Source organism: Labilithrix sp., assembly GCA_019637155.1.
Lineage (GTDB): Bacteria > Myxococcota_A > Polyangia > Polyangiales > Polyangiaceae > Labilithrix.
In genome coordinates, this window is the sequence record JAHBWE010000014.1 from 131,221 (window position 1) to 145,714 (window position 14,494).

A 14,494-nucleotide genomic window follows, 5' to 3' on the forward strand; every position below is an offset into this window, starting at 1 on the left:
CCACGACCAAGCTCACGCTCCACGACGTACCGCGCAACCCGGTCCCCCGGCGCCAGGCCCCCACCCCGCCCCCGCCGCTCCACCGGGATCGTCGCGCCCGCCACCGTCACGCCCGCCGCGTCCGCCGCCCCTCCTCCCTCGGTGCGGAGGTGGACGAGGTGTGCGACGACGGTCCGGCACGTCGCGCACTCGTCGAGGTGGGCCGCGACGGCGCTTGCCTCTCTCGCGTGGGCGGAGGCGAAGGCGGCGAGAGCGTCGTCGCTCGGGCATCCGGTCACGGTTCGAGGTGCCCGCGTAAGGAGAGCTCGATCCCGCTCGCGAGCACACGAAGGAGGCTCGCGACGCTCTCGTCGCGCGCGCCGATGCGGCGGCCCACGCTCGCGATCAGCTTCGCTCGTAGGTGGTCGCGCGCGGACCCGATCCATCGCGCCGCCGTCGCGCGGTGGATGCCGTAGAGCTCGCCGATCGCGTCGATCGAGAGGCCGTCGCAGACCGCGAGGCGGAGGAGCGTGCGCTCGCGCGGCTCGAGCTCGCCGACCGCCTCCGCGAGCGAGTCCTTCAGCGCCGGGCCGTAGAGCCTCCGCGCGTGGTCGACCTCCGCGTCGGCCCCCTCGCGCGGCAGCACCGCCAGCATCGCGTCGTCGAGCTCGATCTCGCGCGGCGATCGCGTCGCGAGGTTGACGAGCACGCGCGTGACCGCGACGCGGAACCACGCCCGCAGCGGCCCCGCGCCGGTGTAGCCCGCGACGCGCGGCGGCGCGTCCTCGCTCCGGACGAAGAGGCGATGCCGCATCATCTGCGTCACCTCGTCGACGCCGACGTTCGGACGAACACGCGCGTGCGCGTGACGGACCTCGCCGAAGCACTCGCGCTCGAACGCCTCGATCGCGGCGCGGTCGCCCTCCGCGCAGCCGAGCGCGATCACGAGCTCGCCGCCGCGCAGCGGAGCGAGCCGCTCGGCGAGCGCTCCTTCGCCCGGCGCGACGCCGACGGCGAGCACGTGCGCGGCGAGCTTCGCCGGCGCGACCTCGATCACCGGACGTTCCCGCCGCGCCGCGTCGACGAACGCCACGAGCGCGGCGAGATCCGCGGCGCTCGCCACCTTCGCGCGGTGCTCTTCCGGCAGATCGTCGAGCGAGAACGACATCGAAGGAGGAGCGTACCGACTCACCTGAGGACCGCCAACGACGCGCTAGCGCGGGCTCATCTCGAGCTCCTTGCCGGACTCGTCCACGCACGCGCCCTTCGCGAAGTCGCACTCGAACACGCCGTTCTCCGCGTACACCCTCACGCCGTCGCCGAGGCACACGTAATAGAAGCCGCCGTCGACCGGCGGCCGCAGGCACGTCTCGCCGTCCTGGACGAGCATCGAGAAGTCGAGCGTCTCGCCGCCGGAGCGGAGGCCCTCCGCCGACCAGAGGAGGTTCGGCCCGAAGGAGGAGGACGAAGCCTTCGGCGCCTTCGCGCTCTTTCCTCCCGTCCACGTGCTCTTGTCGACGATCGGATCCTTGCTCTGGATCATCGTCATGCGCCCGTCGAGGGTGCTGTCGCCGAGGCGGCAGTCACGGAACACGAACGACATCGTGAGCTCGCCTTCGAGCTTCTGCGCCTTCACCGCCTCGAGATCGCTGATCGCGTACGAGACGTCGCCGGAGCCCTCGCACGGGCAAGTGCCTTCGTCCTTGCCCGCCTCGATGTCGGGGCAGTCCGTCGCGGGCTCGTCGGAGAGGAGGTGGATCGAACGCAGCGCGAGCGCGCGCGTCCCGACGCCGGGCGTGCTCGTCGCGCCGCCGCCGCCGAGCGGGTTGAAGCCGCCCGCGCTCCGCTGCTTGCTCGACGTCGCGTGCGCGCCCGCGCCGTTCTCCTTCGTGAGCGCCGCGGTCGCCGGCTCGGACATCGCGCGCTTCGCGGACGCCGCTCCCGCGCGAGCGCTCGCGGCGGCGCCGCCGTCACCGTCGCCGCACGCGAGCACGAAGCCGGCGGTGGCGACCAGAGCGACGACGCGGCCCGAAACCGAACGGATGCTGAACATGAGCCTCTTCTCCTTCGCGAACGCTGCGCGCGCGGCCCCCGTGGCCTCGTGCCGGAGCGTCGTTCGGAGGCCAAGACACGGCGCGAGCGCGAGGTCGCAAAGATCGGTGCGCGGAGGTGCGCAGCGACGACGATGACGATTTCGATGCGACGAGCGCCGCGACGCGTGTCCAGGAGGCGCTGGAGGAAAGATCCCGATGAAAATGAGCTTCCGTCCCCTCGTCCTCGCGTCCGTGCTCTCGCTCTCCCTTTCCCTCGCCCTGGCGCCGGACGCCGCGGCGGCAGGAGAGACGTTCGTCGAGCCGAAGGAGCTCGCCGTCGTCGAGCACGCGTACGTCTCTCCGCCGCGCGGCAAGGACGACAAGGAGAACTACACGCTGCAGCTCCAGATCTGGGGCGAGCTCCGGAACGACTCGAAGCAGACGGTGCGCACCATCACCGCCGACGTCACGTTCTACGACGCCGCGGGCAAGCTGATCGGGATCGACTCGATCGGGACGGCGTCGAAGAAGGACGTGAACGACCCCACCCCGGGCGATCGGGTCGACGCCGAGGTGCACTTCGTGCCGCCGGGCGCCTCGGTGCCGTTCCAGTATCGCCGCAACCTCGCCGCGATCCGCGGCGTCCCGGCGACGCACAAGATCACGCTCCGCAAGGCCGTCGTCGTCCCCGACGGGCCGCGCGCCGTCCTCACGAACGCGTCGGAGAGCGTCGCCGTGACGGCGAACCCCAACCTCCCCGACAACCCGACCGTCGCGCGGCGGCGCGTCTTCTCCGCCACGCTCGAGAATCAGGGGCCGGCCGCGTGCCGCGCGCCGCGCCTCGTCATCTCGTTCTTCGGGCCCGACGGCAAGATCAAGGACGTCCGCACGTTCGGCGCGCGTCCGGAGAAGAACTGGGAGCTCGTGGTCCCGAAGGGCGGCTCGGTGCCGGTGAAGGGCGCCGTGCTCGTCGAGCACGCGAACGCCTGGTACGAGAAGGCGCCGGTGAAGACGTACGCCGACTGCGATCCGTTTGGCTGACGCCGGCGCGGCGTTCGCGCGCCCGAACGGCGTCGCGCCGGCCCGGACCGAGACCGCGTGAAATCAGGCCTCGTCGGCAGAATCCCGTTATCCTTGCCGGCGGATGGCGCGTTACCTCTACGGCGACTCGACTCCGTTCCCGCTCGGGTACAACTTCCTGACGACGCTCGAGGCGTTCATGTCGGCGGCGACGCGCATCGTCCAGCTCGACGTCGAGGGCAGCATCATCGCGAAGCAGCGGGACGAGGTCGCGCAGAACCGCGTGCGCGGGCTCGAGGCGCTCGAGCAGTTCCACACCGTCGTGATGCGCGCGGTGCAGGACACCGCCGCGAAGGTGCATCACCAGCACGCGCTCGACTACGCGCGCGCGGTCGCGGAGTACGCGACGCAGTACATCGAGGACCATCGCCGCGCGACGCTCGCGAACAACGAGCGCGAGTCGCTGCAGCTCCGCGGCGACGGCGACCGGCGCGCGAGCGAGATGCGCGCGCACCTCGACGCGTTCCTCAAGGCGTCGCTGCTCCCGGTCGTGAGCTCGCGCCTCGCGCTGCGCCTCAACATCGAGGGCAAGGACGCGCGTCACTCCGGGAGCGCGTCGTTCGAGCATCCGGACGGCATCGCGTCGTCCTTCACCCTCGCCCCGATGCGCGCGCCGAGCTGGCAGTCGCCGCGCAAGGTCTCCGACTTCGCGTCGGGCGTCGACCTCCGCGTCGGCGTCGAGAAGAGCTGGCTCAGCGGCAAGGTATCGGCGAAGCAGCTCAACGTCGACGACTGGACGATCATGCAGATCGACCTCACCGACGACACCTTCGAGCTCACGCTGCGCAAGAAGCTCACCGAGCGCGAGATGCTCACGCTCGCTTTGCGCCGTCACGAGTCGGGCGCGACGACGGGCACGGTGGAGCACGGCGGCATGCCGGGCGCGGAGTCGCTCCCGTCGAACCTCGCCGGTCAGGACGTCGCGCACATGGAGCGCCTCTGGACCGCGATCAAGAACGCGACGCGCGAGGTGCTGGAGCACAAGGAGCAGCTCCTCGGCGTGACGCTCGACAGCCAGCCGGTGTTCGAGGGCGGGCTCGCGGTGCCGTTCGTCGTGCGTCTCGTCGCGATGTTCGCCCCGACCGTGCGCGAGATCGCGAAGCGGAGCCCGAACGAGGTGGAGCTCACGCTGAAGGTCGAGAACGAGAGCGGCCGCCGCGAGGAGCTCTACCTCCGCAAGGAGGGCCTCCTCAACGCGCTGCAGCCGCTCCCGGCGAAGGGCCGCGAGGTCTTCGCGCCGCTCGGCCTCGACTCGTGGGTCCCCGCGATGACGACCGCGCCGCCGCCGGTCGTCGCGACGCAGACGCTGCGCGACGCCCACGAGCGCACCGCGGAGAGCCTCGGCCGCACCGCCCCGGCGCAAGAGGGGCCCCCTTCGATGCCGGTCCCTCGCCCGGTCGATCCGGCGTCGAACCCGTTCATCGCCGCGCCGCCCTCGTCGAAGAAGGTCCCTGGTTGACGGTGCTATGATCGACGCGTGAGCGCCGCATCGAAGACCCTCGCGACGGCGGAGACGTTGCTCGCGCTCGGCGACGAGCCGTTCGAGGTCATCGGGGGTGAGCTCGTTCGGCGGGCGGATCCGAGCGCGGAGCACGGCGACGCGCAGGGAAGCCTCGTCGCCTCGATCCGGTCGCGTTTTCATCGGGGCAGCGGCGGGCCCGAAGGTCCCGGCGGTTGGTGGATCTTGCCCGAGGTCGACGTCGAGCTCGCGCGGCACGAGATCGTCCGTCCGGACCTCGGTGGATGGCGCCGCGATCGCGTTCCCGAGCGGCCGACGGGACGGCCCATTCGTCACCGCCCTGATTGGATGTGCGAGGTGCTCTCCGCGATCAACGCGCGAAACGACCTCGTGTGGAAGCTCGACCTCTATCGGCGCGTCGAGATCCTGCACTACTGGATCGTCGATCCTCAGACCGAGACGCTCACCGTGCATCGGCTCACGCCCGACGGTTACCTCATCGCCCTGCGCGCGGACCGTTCCGCGACGGTGCGCGCCGAGCCTTTCGAGGCGATCGAGCTCCGTGTCGGCGCGCTCTTCGGCGACGAATAGTCGCGAGACGCCAGTGATATTGCTTCCGCGGCGCCGCGAACGTAGAGGTCGGCGCGATGTTTCGCCCCTCCCGTCTCGCCCCGTGGGCTCTCGTCCTCCTGGCCGCGGCGTGCACGACGCCGGCGAGCGACGATGGCGCGGCGGCGACCGCGTTCGGCGCGGAGGCGCCGCTCCTCCGCGCGGTGGTCACGACTTCGGACGCGGCGCCGCTCTTCGCGGCGGGCTTCGACGTGGTCGAGGGCAGCGTCGAGGCGACGTCGCTCGAGGTGATCGGGAGCGAAGAGGAGATCGAGCGGCTGCGCGCGCTCGGCTACGAGGTGGAGGTCATCGGTCGCGGCGGTCCGCTCGCGGCGGAGGAGGCCCTCACCTACCCGCCGCTCGCGGACATCCACGCGGAGATGCGCGCGATCGAGGCGGCGTACCCCGCGATCGCGAAGGTCGTCGACCTCACCGCGACGCTCGGCACGCCGCCGACCGCGCAGGGCCGTCACCTCCTCGCGCTGAAGGTCTCGAAGAACGTCGACGCCTCCGAGGACGAGCCGACGTACCTCCTCGTCGCGAACCATCACGCGCGCGAGCTCGGCACGCCGGTCGCCGCCGTGAACGCGATGAAGATGCTGACGAGCGGCTACGCGACGGACCCGCGCATCCAGCGCGTCGTCGACACGCACGAGCTCTGGATCGCGCCGACGTGGAACCCCGACGGCCTCGAGCACGTGCACAACGCGGAGAAGATGTGGCGGAAGAACCGCCGCCCGAGCGCGGGCAACCGCTTCGGCGTCGATCTGAACCGCAACTACCCGAGCCTCTGGTCGTCGAGCTGCGCCGGCAGCACGGCCACGTCGTCCGAGACGTACAAGGGTCCGTCCGCGGCGTCGGAGCCCGAGACGCAGACGATGATGGCGTTCGCGGAGGACCGCCGCTTCGCGAAGGTGCTCGACCTCCACTCGTCGGGGCGCGAGGTGCTCACCGGCTATGCCTGTTCGAGCTACGCGCTCGCGACGTACTTCAAGGGCATCGCGACGCAGCTCTCGAACGAGATGGGCTACGGCGGCCACACGCGCCGTCCTTCCGCGCAGGGCGAGCACGGCGACTATCACGTCGGGAATTTTTCGAACCTGTTCTTCCTCGTCGAGATCAACACGACGTTCCAGCCCCCGCTCGCGGCGGCGCAAGCGGAGGCGGAGCAGATCTGGCCCGGCATCCTCTGGCACATGGAGCGCCCGGTCCCGCTGAGCGGCCACGTCGTCGACGCGGTGACGCGCGCGCCGCTCGCGGCGAGCATCGTCGTGCGACCGGTCGCGTACTCGCAGGGCGAGGTGAACTCGAGCGGCGGGAAGTTCGGCCGCTGGCAGGCGTTCTTGCCCGCCGGCGCCTACGAGATCGAGGTCTCCGCGCCGGGCCGCGTCACGCAGCGCCTCGCGGTCGACGTGCGCGACGGCGAGGAGCGGGTCTTCGACGTCGCGCTCGCCGCGCCCTGACGCAGGCGCGCGCGATTCAGCTCCGCGAGCACGCGCGCCTCCAGTGCGTGCGTGCGTGCGTGCGTGCGCGGCAGGAGGCTCGGGAGGCTCGGATCATTTCACTGCGCGACGGGCTCGTCGGCGATCGGCTCCTCGACGTTGAGCGTCTCCGGCTCGTCGAGCGAGGAGAGCTGGCGCGAGAGCGAAGCGCGGAGGTTGGGGCGCGCGGCGGCCTCGTAGGTGACGAAGAGCTTCCGCGCGCGGATGAGGGCGCCGATGCCGTCGTTGATGGTGCGCGGGCTGCCGTTCGCGGCGGGCGAGCCGGCGAGCTCGAGGATGTCGTTCTTGAAGTCGTCGTAGTTGCCGATGATCTCCACGCAGCCGGCGGAGCCCCAGCCGTAGTCGTCGACGCTCGCGGGCCCGGCATGAATGTAGAATGCACCCTTCACGACGATCGCGCCGCCGAACGGCGAGAAGCGGTTCTGGACCTGGTAGTCCGGCTTGTACGTGCTGACCGCGAAGCGCGGCACGTTCGAGAGCCCTGCGGTGACGAACCCGACCGTCTTGTAGTGGTTGTCGTAGAGCGGGCCGGCGGGGTTGTTGTACGGCATGTACCGCGGCGTCTTCCACGTGCGGCGCTCACGCTTGCCCGCGGCGTTGATGCCGTCGACGTACACGTTGTAGATGGGCGCGTTGTACAGCTCGATGCGGCCGTCCTGGTCGACGTCGTCGACCGGGTAGGCGCGCGCTTCGTAGTTTTCGCCCGTCTTCTTCGCCGACACGATGACGTCGACCGCGCGGAGCGCCGACCCGGTCTGGGCGCTCTCGGTGTCGCCCATCTCCTCTTCTTCCGAGGCAGGCGCCACACAGGCGACGGCAAGGGTGGAGACGACGAGAGCACCGAGGAGAGCGAGCTTACGGACCATGAGAGTGTACAATTACACGACCCATGCCTACATCCCGCGACAGTGGATATGGAGTTAAGTTACTGAATTTATTGTTGTTACAAAATTCCAGCGTCAAGGATTCGAGCTGTACAGGATCCAGTCCTGAGGAATCCAGTATCCGCCACGCGCGTACGGCGACGCGGTTGGGCTTCCACGCCCGTGCCGGCGCGTCCTCTCCGGTGCGTGGGCGGCGCCGGCGTGTTCGGGATGGTGCGTCCTCTCCGGGCGCGTGCGGCGTGTTCGGGCGAGTGCGTTCGGGCGGCGCGTCCTCGTGGGCGGCGCCGGCATGTTCGGGACGGCGCGTCCTCTCCGGCGTGCATGGTCGCGGCGGCGCTCCGGCGTGCATGGTCGCGGCGGCGCTCCGGCGTGCATGGTCGCGGCGGTGCTCTGGTGCGTCCGCTCTGGCGCGTGCGCCGGTGTGTTCGGTGCGTGGGGCGGCGCTCCGACGTGCATGGGCGCGTGCGGCGTGCGCCAGCGCGTCATGCGGTCGCCGCGCCGTCGCGCCAGCGCGTTCGCGCTACGCTGCGCGTGTGCGTGGGAGGGTGCGGTCGATCGTTGGGGGCTCGGCTGGGAACCTCGTCGAGTGGTACGACTGGTACGTCTACTCTGCGTTCTCGCTGTGGTTCGCGCCGGTGTTCTTTCCGGCGGGGGACCGTACGTCGGAGCTGCTCTCCGCCGCGGCCGTGTTCGCGGTTGGGTTCGTCGTGCGGCCCGTCGGCGCGTGGGTCATGGGCGCCTACGCGGATCGCCGCGGGCGGAAGGCCGGGCTCACGCTCTCCGTCAGCCTCATGTGCGCCGGGTCCCTCATCATCGCGTGCACGCCGGGGCAGCGCACGATCGGAGCCGCCGCCCCCGTCATCCTCGTGATCGCGCGGCTCGTGCAAGGGCTCAGCGTCGGCGGCGAGTACGGCGCGAGCGCCACCTACCTCTCCGAGATCGCCACGCGCGAGCGCCGCGGCCTCTGGTCGAGCCTGCAGTACGTCACGCTCATCGCAGGACAGCTGCTCGCGCTCGGCGTCCTCATGCTCCTGCAGGCCACGCTCGGTCGCGAGGCCCTCGCGGCGTGGGGCTGGCGCGTCCCGTTCGCGATCGGCGGCGCGCTGTCGGTCGGCGTCTTCTGGCTGCGGCGCGGCCTCGTCGAGACGCTGCGCGCGCCCGCCGATCGGCCCGCGCCGTTCCTGCTCCTGCGCCGGCATCCGCGCGAGTTTGCGCTCGTGTTGGGGCTCACGTCGGGCGGGACGCTCGCGTTCTACGCGTACACCACCTACCTCCAGAAGTTCCTCGTCCTCACCGCGGGCTTCTCGAAGGAGACCTCCACCCGCATCACCGCCGCGGCGCTGTTCGCGTTCATGCTGCTCCAACCCGCCGTCGGCGCGCTCTCGGACCGCGTGGGGAGGCGCCCCGTCATGATCGCGTTCGGCGTGCTCGGCACGACGCTGACGTATCCGCTCTTCAGCGCGCTCGCGCGGACGCGGGCCCCGTACGCGGCGTTCGCCCTCGCGCTCGGCGCGCTCGTCATCGTCTCCGGCTACACCGCCATCAACGCGGTCGTGAAGGCGGAGCTCTTCCCCGCCGAGGTGCGCGCCCTCGGCGTCGCGTTCCCGTACGCGCTCGCGAACACGATGTTCGGCGGCACCGCGGAGTACGTCGCGCTCTGGCTCAAGACCCGCGGCAGCGAGCACCTCTTCTACGTCTACGTCAGCGTGATGATCGCCGCGTCCCTCGTCGTCTACGTCCGCATGCGCGACACGCGAACGCACTCGCGGATCACGGACTGAGGCCAGGAGCAGGGGTCAAGGACGAGCGCCGCCGCGCGCCAGGCTCGCGACGACGGCGACGAGCTCGGCGGGATCGACCGGCTTCGACACGTGCATGTTGAAGCCGGCGTCGATCGTGCGGCGGCGGTCCTCCGCGCGCGCGTAGGCGGTGAGCGCCGTCGCCGGGATCGCGCCGCCGCGCTCCGGCGGCAAGGCGCGGAGCGCGCGGATGAGGTCGTAGCCGTCCTGGCCCGGCATCCCGATGTCCGAGACGAGGACGGTGGGCACCTCCCGCGCGACCGCGGCGAGCGCCTCCGCCACGCTCGCCGCGAGCGTCACGCGCGCGCCGAGCTCCTCGAGCACCGTCTTCACGAGCGTGCGCGCGTCTTCCTCGTCGTCGACGACGAGCGCGTGCACGCCGTCGAGCTTCGGGAGCTGCTCGAAGACGCTGTCGATTCGGAACTTCCGCACGCGCCCCGTGCGCTGGAGGGCGGGGGCGCCCGCGCTTCCGCCGGCCGGGAGCTGCACACGGAACGTCGCGCCCTTGCCCTCGCCCTCGCTCTCCGCCGCGATGTTGCCGCCGTGGAGCTCGACGAGCTGGCGCGTGATCGCGAGGCCGAGGCCGAGGCCGCCGCGCGAGCGCGTGTGGCTCGCGTCCTCCTGCCGGAACGGCTCGAAGACGTGCGGGATGAAGCGCGCGTCGATGCCGCGCCCCGTGTCGGTGACCGCGATCTCGACGCTCTCCTGCTCGCGCACGAGCTCCACGTCGATCCGGCCTCCGCGCGGCGTGAACTTCACCGCGTTGCTGAGGAGGTTCCACACCACCTGCTGGAGACGCGCGGGATCGCCCGACACCGACTGCGCCTCCGCGTCCGTGCGCTCGAGGATCTGGATCTCCTTCGCGTCGGCGGCGGGGCGGATGGAGTCGATCGCGGCCTCGATCACGCGGCCCAGGTTCACCGGCTGCACCTCGAGCCGCATCTTGCCGCTGATGATGCGCGAGATGTCGAGGAGGTCCTCGATCAGCTGCGCCATCGCGACCGCGTTGCGGTCGATCGTCGCCACCGCGCGCGACCTCTTCGCCTCGTCGAGCGCGCCGGAGGCGAGCATCTTCGCCCAGCCCATGATCGCGTTGAGCGGCGTCCTGAGCTCGTGGCTCACCATCGCGAGGAACTCGTCCTTCGCGCGGTTCGCGACGTCGGCGGCGGCGCGGGCGCGCTGCTCGGCGTCGTAGATGCGGGCGTTGTCGATCGCGCTCGCGCAGCGCGCGGCGAGGTCCTCCGCGAACGCGAGGTCGGACTCGTCGTAGAGCTCGCGCGCGTCGTCGGTGCGGACGAAGCTGAGCGCGCCGAGCGTGTGTCCGTGCGCCCGGAGCGGGACGATGATGACGGAGCGGAGCCGGAGCTCGAGCGAGATGCGGAGGTGCTCCTCGTCCTGCGCCGCGGCGCGGATCATCTCCTCCGTCACGAGCGGGTAGAGCTCGGACCGCCCCGTGCGGAGCACGTTCGGCACGCCGTGCGGCGCGTCCGGCGGCGGCGGGTACTTCTTGGCGAGCTCGATCGCCCAAGCCACCTTCGCGGGGTCCACGTGCGCGACCGCGACTTGACGCGTCGTCGTCGCGCCCTCCTCCACGACGTCGACCCCGCACCAGTCCGCGAACCCCGGCACCGCGAGGCGCGCGACCTTCGCGAGGGTCACGTCGTAGTCGAGCGACTCGCCGAGCGCGGCGCTCGCCAGCTCGAGGAGCTCGCGGCGCGTCTCCGCCCGCTTCTTCTCCGTCACGTCGCGGAACACGAGGACGACGCCCTCGATCGCGCCGTCTTCGCCGCGGATCGGCGCGCCGCTGTCGTCGATCGGGGTCTCCGTCGCGCCGCCCCTTCCGATGAGCACGGTGTGGTTCGCGAGCCCGACGACGGTCCCGACCTCGAGGACGCGGTCGACCGGCGAGACGACCGGCGCGCGTGTCTTCTCGTTGACGATCATGAAGACGTCGCCGAGCGGACGCCCGAGCGCCTCGGCCTCGGGCCAGCCGGTGAGCTCGACCGCGATCGGGTTCATCATCGTGACGCGACCGAGCTTGTCCGTCGCGATGACGGCGTCGCCGATGCTCCGCAGCGTCGTCGCGAGCCACGCCTTCGCCGAGAGCTCGCGCTGCGCCGCCTCGAGGCTCGCGAGCGCCTGCGCCGCCTGACCGGCGAAGGTCAGGATGAACGCGCGCTCGGCCGCGTCGAAGACGCGCGGCTCCGCGAACCGGAAGCTGACGACGCCGAGCACGTGCCCCGACGCGACGAGCGGGAGCGAGCACGACGCGCCGGTGATCGCGTGGCTCGGGGAGTCGGGGTACTGCTCGACGAACGCGGCGTTGTTCTCGATCCACTCCGGCTCCGCGGTGCGCAGCGCGCGGACGCCGGCGACGCGCAGCGAGATCGAAAAGCGCGCGTAGGCCTTCGTCACGTCGGCGGGGACGCCGGTGTTCTTGAGGACGTAGACCTCGTCGCCGTCTCGCCGGATGAACGCGCTCGCGTCGGCGGAGAGCGTGGCGGCGCCTCTCTCGACGAGCAGCTCGATGACCGCGCTCGCCGTGCGCGCCCCCGCCAGTGCGACACCGAGGCCCTGGAGCTGCGTGAGGAGCTCGAAACGCGCCTCCATCTCGCGGAGGGCGCCACGCGCCGCCGCCAGCTCGTCCTCGGCGGTGGGTTTCGGGACAGACACTCACGCGCCATCGTACGATACGCGCGATGGAGGAGACGACGAGGAAAGGGCCGCGCGCCTTCCTCATCATGCTCGTGGCCGTCGGTGCGGCAGTGCTCCTCTACAGGATGGGCCGCATTCCGCAGCCGGAGGGCTACCACACGTTCGCGGACACGCGGACGATCTGGCGCATCCCGAACGCGCTGAACGTCCTCTCCAACGTGCCGTTCTTCGTCGTCGGCTGGCTCGGCATCGCGTTCCTGCGCCGCGGCCCGACGCGCGATCCCGACGGACCCTACCGCCCCGGCGCGCACACCGCGTTCGAGTCGATGCGCGAGCGCCCGGCGTACGTCCTCTTCTTCCTCGGCGTGCTCCTCACCGCGTTCGGCTCCGGCTACTACCACCTCGCGCCGTCGACGACGCGCCTCTTCTGGGATCGCCTCCCGATGGCGATCGGCTTCACCGCGCTCTTCGCCGCGATGATCGCCGAGCGCGTGAGCATCTACTGGTCGCGGATGGTGCTGCTCCCGCTCGTGTTCGCCGGCATCGCGAGCGTCGTGCAGTGGCGCCTCTCCGAGGACGCGGGGCGCGGCGACCTGCGCTTTTACATCTTCGTCCAGCTCTTCCCGATCGTCGCGCTCCCGCTGATGATGCTCCTCTTCAAGCCGCGGTACTCGCGCGGCGGAGAGCTCCTCCTCGTCGCCGTCGTCTACGTCGGCGCGAAGGCGCTCGAGCACTTCGACGCGAAGGTCTGGGAGGTCAGCGGCCACGTCGTGGGAGGCCACACGCTGAAGCACCTCGTCGCCGCCGTCGCGACGTACCTCGTCCTCGACATGCTCAAGAAGCGCGGGCGGCCCTTGCCCTCGCTCACCGCGGCGCTGGCGGCGAGCGTCGACGACGACGACGACGAGCCCCAGAAGGTGGGCGACATCGACTAGGATGGCGCCATGAGGCACCTCCTCTCCCTCGCGCTCGCGACCGGGCTCGCGCTGGCCACCGCGTGCGGCGACTCCACCAAGGAGCCCGCGACTCCCGCGAACCCTCCGCCGACGGAGCCGACGGAGACGCCGCCGGTCGCGTCGTCGCCGCCCGCCGCCGCGAGCTCCACGCCGCCGGCGGAGACACCCGTCGCCGCCACCCCCGCGGAGGACGCGGGCGCCCCCGTGGCGCCGGCGTCGAACCCGAACACCGGCATCATCGGCGAGACGAAGGACGAGTGCACGCCGGTCGGCGTCGACTTCGAGAAGCGCGCGCGCCCCAAGCTGAAGGAGTGCTACGCGGAGGGGAAGAAGAAGGATCCGAACCTGATGGGCACCGTGAAGATCAAGGTCACGGTCGACGTGAAGGGGAAGATCAAGAGCACGAAGGTGATCGAGAAGACGCTGCCCGATCCGGTCGCCGACTGCATGCTCAAGGCGGTGAAGGGGACGCCGTTCCCCGAGGTCGACAAGTGCTGGGACAGCACGATCACGATCCCGATCACGTTCCCGACTCCGCACTAGATTCGAGCTGACTAAATCGGGGGATTCGAATAGAGAGCGCGGCCATGCGCCCCGCTCTTCGTTGTCTCCTCGCTGCACTCGGACTCACCCTCACCGCGCGGACCGCGTCCGCACAGCCCAGCGGAGCCGGCGCCGGAGCGCCGCCCGCGACCGCGCCGGAGGGCACGGTCCAGAGCTCGACCTCCGCCGCCGACGGCGCGAACGAGATCGCGAAGGGCGGCATGGTCGTGTCGGCCACGCCGGTGGAGGACGATCCCAAACACGTGACCGACGTCAGCATCGGCGCGGGCGGGCTCTTCTCCGCCGGCAACGCGCGTCAGATCGCGCTCACGACGCTCGGCCGCCTCCGCCTCCGGCGCGAGGAGCACCAGTTCAGCACCGCGCTGACGGGCAACTTCGCGCGCGCCGGCAAGAAGGGCGAGCTCATCGACACCACGGTCGAGAACTACCAAGGCCTCCTCCGCTACGACTACTACTTCGGCGAGCGCGTCTCGGTGTTCCTGCAGTCGACCGGCCGCCGCGATCGCTTCCAGGGCCTCGACCTCCGTCTCAACGTCGACCCCGGCGTCGCGTACTACTTCCTCAACGAGAAGACGCACCGGCTCCAGGCCGAGGCCGGCTACGACCTCCAGCACGACATCCGCCGCGACGGCTCGCGCACCGTGCCGCCGCCGGACGACGCGGCGCCCGGCACGCTCCCGACGCGGCTCGACAAGACGCAGACGCTGCACAACGCGCGTCTCTTCCTCGGCTACGAGAACAAGCTGCGGAAGGAGGTCTCCCTCGTGTCGAGCGTCGAGTACCTCCAGAACTTCGCCGACATCGGGACCTACCGTTTCATCTTCGACGTCGGTCTCAAGTCGAACGTCTCCGACCACCTCGCGCTCGCGGTGGCGTACACGGCGCGCTACGAGAACAAGCCGCTCCCCACCGTCGAGTCGCTCGACTCGATCATGTCCGTCAACCTCGTCTACTCCCTCTTCTGAGGTTCCCCC

The 14,494-nt window shown here is 71.0% G+C and carries 12 protein-coding genes; 8 read left to right on the forward strand and 4 right to left on the reverse strand.

Features of this window, described 5'->3' with window-relative positions; all coding sequences use genetic code 11:
• Positions 1-274: 274 nt before the first annotated feature.
• The gene (locus tag KF837_28340) at positions 275-1,147 is read right to left on the reverse strand and encodes a hypothetical protein (GenBank protein ID MBX3231266.1); all 873 of its coding nucleotides are present in this window, start codon (positions 1,145-1,147) and stop codon (positions 275-277) included.
• A 45-nt stretch (positions 1,148-1,192) separates the two neighbouring features.
• Entirely contained in the window at positions 1,193-2,032 is an 840-nt protein-coding gene (locus KF837_28345; protein MBX3231267.1) for a hypothetical protein, read from the reverse strand.
• Between the two features lie 202 nt (positions 2,033-2,234).
• Here KF837_28345 and KF837_28350 point away from each other — a divergent pair, with 202 nt between their 5' ends.
• The 4 genes from KF837_28350 (at position 2,235) to KF837_28365 (ending at position 6,623) form a co-directional block, all read left to right on the forward strand.
• Positions 2,235-3,053: an FxLYD domain-containing protein gene (locus KF837_28350; protein ID MBX3231268.1), complete on the forward strand. Its 819-nt coding sequence runs from the start codon at positions 2,235-2,237 to the stop codon at positions 3,051-3,053.
• A 103-nt stretch (positions 3,054-3,156) separates the two neighbouring features.
• Complete coding sequence (locus tag KF837_28355) at positions 3,157-4,551, forward strand: hypothetical protein (protein MBX3231269.1); 1,395 nt, start codon at positions 3,157-3,159, stop codon at positions 4,549-4,551.
• Between the two features lie 18 nt (positions 4,552-4,569).
• Entirely contained in the window at positions 4,570-5,142 is a 573-nt protein-coding gene (locus KF837_28360) for a Uma2 family endonuclease (protein MBX3231270.1), read from the forward strand.
• Positions 5,143-5,198: 56 nt separating this feature from the next.
• Positions 5,199-6,623: a hypothetical protein gene (locus KF837_28365; GenBank protein ID MBX3231271.1), complete on the forward strand. Its 1,425-nt coding sequence runs from the start codon at positions 5,199-5,201 to the stop codon at positions 6,621-6,623.
• Positions 6,624-6,721: 98 nt separating this feature from the next.
• Here KF837_28365 and KF837_28370 read toward each other — a convergent pair whose 3' ends face one another.
• Positions 6,722-7,528 carry a hypothetical protein gene (locus KF837_28370; GenBank protein ID MBX3231272.1) on the reverse strand — a complete coding sequence of 269 codons (807 nt, stop codon included), beginning with the start codon at positions 7,526-7,528 and terminating at the stop codon, positions 6,722-6,724.
• 365 nt (positions 7,529-7,893) lie between these two features.
• On the opposite strand from KF837_28370, the gene KF837_28375 reads away from it, so the two are divergent.
• On the forward strand, positions 7,894-9,327 hold the full coding sequence (locus KF837_28375) for an MFS transporter (GenBank protein MBX3231273.1): 1,434 nt from the start codon (positions 7,894-7,896) through the stop codon (positions 9,325-9,327).
• A gap of 15 nt (positions 9,328-9,342) precedes the next feature.
• On the opposite strand, the gene KF837_28380 is transcribed toward KF837_28375, so the two are convergent.
• Positions 9,343-12,018, reverse strand: coding sequence for a response regulator (locus tag KF837_28380; GenBank protein MBX3231274.1), 2,676 nt, complete (start codon positions 12,016-12,018; stop codon positions 9,343-9,345).
• Between the two features lie 26 nt (positions 12,019-12,044).
• Here KF837_28380 and KF837_28385 point away from each other — a divergent pair, with 26 nt between their 5' ends.
• Genes KF837_28385 through KF837_28395 form a run of 3 tightly spaced genes read left to right on the forward strand, consistent with a single transcriptional unit; the run spans position 12,045 to position 14,485 of the window.
• Positions 12,045-12,935 carry a hypothetical protein gene (locus KF837_28385; protein ID MBX3231275.1) on the forward strand — a complete coding sequence of 297 codons (891 nt, stop codon included), beginning with the start codon at positions 12,045-12,047 and terminating at the stop codon, positions 12,933-12,935.
• A 9-nt stretch (positions 12,936-12,944) separates the two neighbouring features.
• Positions 12,945-13,499, forward strand: coding sequence for an AgmX/PglI C-terminal domain-containing protein (locus KF837_28390; protein ID MBX3231276.1), 555 nt, complete (start codon positions 12,945-12,947; stop codon positions 13,497-13,499).
• Positions 13,500-13,543: 44 nt separating this feature from the next.
• A complete protein-coding gene (locus tag KF837_28395) occupies positions 13,544-14,485 on the forward strand; it encodes a DUF481 domain-containing protein (GenBank protein MBX3231277.1) in 942 nt (313 codons plus the stop codon).
• Positions 14,486-14,494 lie beyond the last annotated feature (9 nt).

Coding starts and splice junctions, on each gene's coding strand:
- KF837_28340 (MBX3231266.1), bottom strand. CDS start 1,147: ATGTCGTTCTCGCTCGACGATCTGCCGGAAGAGCACCGCGCGAAGGTG.
- KF837_28345 (MBX3231267.1), bottom strand. CDS start 2,032: ATGTTCAGCATCCGTTCGGTTTCGGGCCGCGTCGTCGCTCTGGTCGCC.
- KF837_28350 (MBX3231268.1), top strand. CDS start 2,235: ATGAGCTTCCGTCCCCTCGTCCTCGCGTCCGTGCTCTCGCTCTCCCTT.
- KF837_28355 (MBX3231269.1), top strand. CDS start 3,157: ATGGCGCGTTACCTCTACGGCGACTCGACTCCGTTCCCGCTCGGGTAC.
- KF837_28365 (MBX3231271.1), top strand. CDS start 5,199: ATGTTTCGCCCCTCCCGTCTCGCCCCGTGGGCTCTCGTCCTCCTGGCC.
- KF837_28370 (MBX3231272.1), bottom strand. CDS start 7,528: ATGGTCCGTAAGCTCGCTCTCCTCGGTGCTCTCGTCGTCTCCACCCTT.
- KF837_28375 (MBX3231273.1), top strand. CDS start 7,894: ATGGTCGCGGCGGCGCTCCGGCGTGCATGGTCGCGGCGGTGCTCTGGT.
- KF837_28385 (MBX3231275.1), top strand. CDS start 12,045: ATGGAGGAGACGACGAGGAAAGGGCCGCGCGCCTTCCTCATCATGCTC.
- KF837_28390 (MBX3231276.1), top strand. CDS start 12,945: ATGAGGCACCTCCTCTCCCTCGCGCTCGCGACCGGGCTCGCGCTGGCC.
- KF837_28395 (MBX3231277.1), top strand. CDS start 13,544: ATGCGCCCCGCTCTTCGTTGTCTCCTCGCTGCACTCGGACTCACCCTC.